At 64.7% G+C, this 4476-nt stretch carries 4 protein-coding genes and 1 pseudogene; 1 reads left to right on the top strand and 4 read right to left on the bottom strand.

The window, feature by feature from the left end:
• The 4 genes and pseudogenes from ACXJL8_RS34820 to ACXJL8_RS34805 all read right to left on the bottom strand — a co-directional run.
• Nucleotides 1-264 (bottom strand): annotated as a pseudogene (locus tag ACXJL8_RS34820) (ABC transporter permease); the annotation flags it as partial.
• Complete coding sequence (locus ACXJL8_RS34815; protein ID WP_456623329.1) at nt 257-1204, bottom strand: ABC transporter permease; 948 nt, start codon at nt 1202-1204, stop codon at nt 257-259. The gene ACXJL8_RS34815 and the pseudogene ACXJL8_RS34820, both read right to left, overlap by 8 nt.
• Before the next feature lie 15 nt (nt 1205-1219).
• Nucleotides 1220-2767, bottom strand: a complete 1548-nt coding sequence (locus ACXJL8_RS34810) for an ABC transporter substrate-binding protein (RefSeq protein WP_456686430.1) — start codon at nt 2765-2767, stop codon at nt 1220-1222.
• An 18-nt stretch (nt 2768-2785) separates the two neighbouring features.
• Nucleotides 2786-4102 carry a M20 family metallopeptidase gene (locus ACXJL8_RS34805; protein ID WP_456623347.1) on the bottom strand — a complete coding sequence of 439 codons (1317 nt, stop codon included), beginning with the start codon at nt 4100-4102 and terminating at the stop codon, nt 2786-2788.
• 77 nt (nt 4103-4179) lie between these two features.
• On the opposite strand from ACXJL8_RS34805, the gene ACXJL8_RS34800 reads away from it, so the two are divergent.
• The coding region (locus tag ACXJL8_RS34800; protein WP_456686429.1) for a GntR family transcriptional regulator at nt 4180-4476 on the top strand (297 nt) is incomplete at its 3' end.

Raw genomic sequence — 4476 nt, 5'->3', positions numbered from 1 at the left:
GCCGACGACGGTGGCGATGAAAGCGAGCGGCACGGTCGAACGCGCGCCGACCATCAGGCGGCTCAGGACGTCGCGGCCGAATTGATCAGCGCCAAGCCAGTTCTGCCAGCCGGGTGCGCGAAACCGGCCGAGAAAATCGATTTTCTCCGGCGCATAGGGCGCCAATGCGGGCCCGAACAGGCRAGCGGCCGCGATCAGCGCCAGGAGCACGACGCCGACAAAACCCTGCGGCTTTCGCATCAGACGGACGAACAGGTTAGTCATAGCGGATCCGCGGGTCGAGAAGGGCGTACGCCATGTCTGCGAGCGTGTTGGTGACGGCATAGGTCGCGGCCATGATCAACGCGCCCGCCTGGATCGACGGCAGGTCGCGCGTGGTGATGGCGATCATCAGCGCCCGCCCGATGCCGGGAATGGCGAATATCTCCTCGATCACGATGATGCCGCCGAGCAAATAGCCGACGTCGAGCGCGATGATGGTGACGACCGGCAACAGCGCGTTGCGCAGGGCGTGGCGAAACAGCACGGTGCGTTCCGGCAGGCCTTTCAAGCGCGCGGCGCGGATATAGTCCGATTTCAGCACGTCGAGCGTCTCGGAGCGCATCATGCGCATGACGTGCGCGACGAGGATCACCGAGACAGTGAGCACCGGCAGCGCCAGATGACGGATGCCGCCGCCGAAATCCTCCAGTGGGGAGACGTAGCCGGTCGCCGGCAGCCAATGCAACGTATCGGCCAGCAGAAGGACAAGCAGCGTCGCGGTGACGAATTCCGGCAGCGAGACCCCGAGATAGGCGATGAGGCTGACGCCCGTGTCGGTGAGCCTGCCTTGCCGCAGCGCCGCGACCACGCCGAGGGGCACGGCAACAGCCAGTGTGACCAGGATGGCCGACACGGCAAGCAGCAGCGAGCGCGACAGCGCCGCCAGCATTTCCGGGCCGACCGGCTGGCTCGTGCGCATCGAGATGCCGAAATCGCCGGTGAACACGCGGCCGGCCCAGCGCCCATATTGCAGCCAGGCCGGACCGCCGAGCCCGAGCCTTGCCCTGAGCGCGGCCAGCATTTCCGGCGTCGCATTCTCGCCGAGCAGCGACTGGGCTGCGTCCGCCGGCAGGATCTGGGTGATGGCGAACACGAGCATCGAGACCACGATGACGGTGTAGACCATCAGCATCAGACGGCGCGCAAACCAGGTGAGCGACACCCAACGTCTCCGGCGTCAGGCGCGCTTCGGCGCACCGGCGCCGAGCGAAACCGTGTCGAGGCGGAACACCGAGCCGCGCGGGTGCAGCATGTAACCTTCGACATAGGATCGTTGTGCCGCAAGAAGGTCGAAGAACGCCGAGATGACCGTGGGTACTTCCGTGTTCATCATCTCCTGCGCCTTGGCATAGAGCGCTGTCCGCTTGGATTCATCGGTCTCGACGCGGGCTGCGTTGATGACGGCGTCGAAGTCCGTGTTGTTCCAGCGGGTCTCGTTCCAGGCCGCGTTCGACGTGTAGAGCAGGTTGAAGATGGCGTCGGCGGTCGGCTGCATGTTGTAGAAGCCGACGTAGAAATTGCCCTTCTTCCAGACCTGGTCGAGATAGGTGGCATGCGGCATGGTCTGCACGTTGATGCGGAAACCGGCTGCGGCGGCCATCTCGCGAACCGCGACGCCGAGCTGCGTGCGGGTCGACGGTCTGTCGGAGGCGACCAGCGTCAAATCGATGCCGTTGGGATAGCCCGCGTCAGCCAGGAGCTTCTTTGCCTTGGCGATGTCGGGCTTCTTCAGCGGAATGTTCTTGTAGAAGTGGTAGGCGGAGCTCAGCGGCGTGTCGTTGCCCGGCGTGCCATAGCCGCCCGCGACGAAGCCCACGGTTGCCTCGCGATCGACCGCCAATGCCAGGGCCTGGCGAACGCGCACGTCGTTGAACGGCTTCTGGTCGCATCCGAGGTTGATATTCAGGAACTGGCCGGATGGGGTGCGCAGGGCCTTGACGCCATTGGCCTTGACGAGGCGCTCATATTCACCCGGCGTGGTCGTGAGCAGCAAATCGATCTCACCGGAGATCATTGCTGACGCCTCGGCGGTGCGGTCCGGATAGACGAGCAGTTCGATGCGGTCGAGGTAGGGCCGCGCCGGATCATAATAAGCGGGGTTACGTTCGACGACGATCCGGCGATCGGGCTCGTAGGATGCCAGCTTGAATGGGCCGGTGCCGTTGGCGGTGGTCGACAGGCTCGCGAGGTCGCCGGCGATGACCTTGGCCGGAACGATGCGCGCGTTGAGATAGGTGAGTGCCACTGGCAGGTCGGCATAGGCACCTGTGAGCGTAAACTTGACGGTCAGCGGATCGACCGCGGCGACGTCCTTGATCGGGCCGACATTGGTCCGGCCGGGGGAAGCGGTCTTCGGATCGAGGATGGCGTTGATGGTGGCGACGACATCGTCGGAGGTCAGTGGCGAACCGTCATGAAACGTCACGCCCGGGCGCAGCTTGAAAGTCCACTCGGTCAGCGTCGCATTGGRTTCCCAGGAGATCGCGAGGTCCGGCTCGACGGTCATGTCCGGCTTCAGCCGGGTGAGGTTGGAGTAGAGCAGTTCGGTGACGAGATATTCCGGGTTCACGCGCGCCAGCATCGGATGGATGACCGATGCTGCCTGGTCGACCGACATCCGGAGCAGGCCGCCGCGCTTCGGGGCTTCGGCGAAGGCGATCCTGGGCAGACCGGCGAGGCCGATCGCGGTTCCCGCGAGGAAAAGACGGCGACTGACGGACAGCATGGATGGGTGCTCCTTGAGTTAGCGGGCGGCGAGTGTTTCGGGAGACAGATCGGGATGGAATTCGGCGGACAGATAGGCAAGGACCGATTTCGCCAACGCGACGATGTCGGCGAGCGTGGTGAATTCGCCGGGCGCGTGAACGCAGCTGTCCGGCCGAACGAGGCCGGCCAGCAGGATCTCCTGCATTCCGGTCTGTTGCACCCAGCCGAAATCGGAACAGCTCGTCGCACCCCATTTGGCGAAATCGTCCGGTGCGTATCCGAATCCGACCGACAGCGCCTCCTGCCAGCGCGGCCAGTGCCGGCCTGTCGGATCGGATGTCGGCATCAGGTGGCCGGTGAGAGCCACATCGACGTCGGCTCCGGGGGCCGCCGCAAGGACGGCGTTCTCGATTTCGGCACGCGCGGCCTGAAAGTCTTCCTCGGGCGCATAGCGCCGACAGACGAGAACTTCAAAGAGCGATGGAATTTGCCCGCCGCATTGCCCGCCATGGGCTGCTGAAATATCAAGCTGGGCTGCGAGCGGATGCGTTGCATGCGGCTGCGCAGGCAGGGCGGACGTCCGTGCGGCGATTTCTGGTTTCAATGTTGCAAGCGCATTGAGGATCGGCAGTGCAACCTCGATAGCGTTGGCGCTTGAGCCAGCGGTCCTGGCTTCGCTTGCGTGAACCGTCCTGCCGCGGACGCGCACCAGAAGCGTGAAGAGGCCAAAGCAGCCGGCCCAGATGCGCGGCGCCGCGGCACCATTGAAATTGAGAATGTGGCCTTCGAGCAAACCTTGCTCCGCCAGATAGCGCACGCCGGGATAGAGTCCGCCTTCCTCGTCGGTGCAAAGCAGCAGCATCGGGTCGTAGCCGAGTGGAAGGCCGATCGTGTCGGCGGCGCGCAGCGCGAGCAGCACGGCCGCGATGGTGCCCTTCATGTCGGCGGCGCCGAGGCCGATCAGGCGATCGCCATCGCGCGTCAACTGGAGCGGATTGGAGGTCCACCCGGGCGCTGCCGGTACGGTGTCGACATGAAAATACAGCCCGAGCACCGGCTTGTCCGAGCGGCGGCGCGCGATGAGATTGGTTCTGCGCCCTTGCGCCGGGCCACCCGCCACGCGCCACAAATGTTCGGGGACATTGACGCGTTGGCAGTCCAGGCCGAGCGCCGCAACGGCGCTCTCCATCAAGTCGGCAAACGCTTCGTATCCCGCGCCGGGCGGGAACGTCGTGTCGATTGCCACCATCCGCGCAAGATCGTCGATCGCACGCTCGGCTGTGCGCTCGATCTCGGCGAAACCGTCGATCAGCGTCGGGCTGGCCTGTCCTGGGCCTGGTGGTGGAGAAACCATTTGCGGCGGCTCATTTCTATATTCTATAAAGAAATAGGCGAAGCCGATTGCTGTCAATTCCAAAGAATGAGGCAGGGGTGACCGGTAAACAGGCAAAAGCAGCGGCGAGCGGCCCATCGAGCCTGCCGGTTCCGTTGTACGAGCACGTCAAGCGGCAGATCGCCGAGGCGATCCTGGTGGGCGAACTGTCTCCGGGCACGGTGCTTCCCGGTGAAGTTGCGCTTGCCGCGCGATATGGCGTTGCGGTCGGCACCATTCGCCGGGCGCTCGCGGATTTGACCGCCGACGGCATGCTGGTGCGCCGGCGCAAGACCGGGACGGTCGTGACCGGCCGCGCACCGCAACACAGTCTGCGCTTCTTCTTCCAGTATTTC

It is taken from the genome of Bradyrhizobium sp. P5_C11_2, from assembly GCF_054049755.1.
This window is presented reverse-complemented; position numbering and strand designations above follow the sequence as displayed.

Coding starts and splice junctions, on each gene's coding strand:
- ACXJL8_RS34805 (WP_456623347.1), bottom strand. CDS start 4,102: ATGGTTTCTCCACCACCAGGCCCAGGACAGGCCAGCCCGACGCTGATC.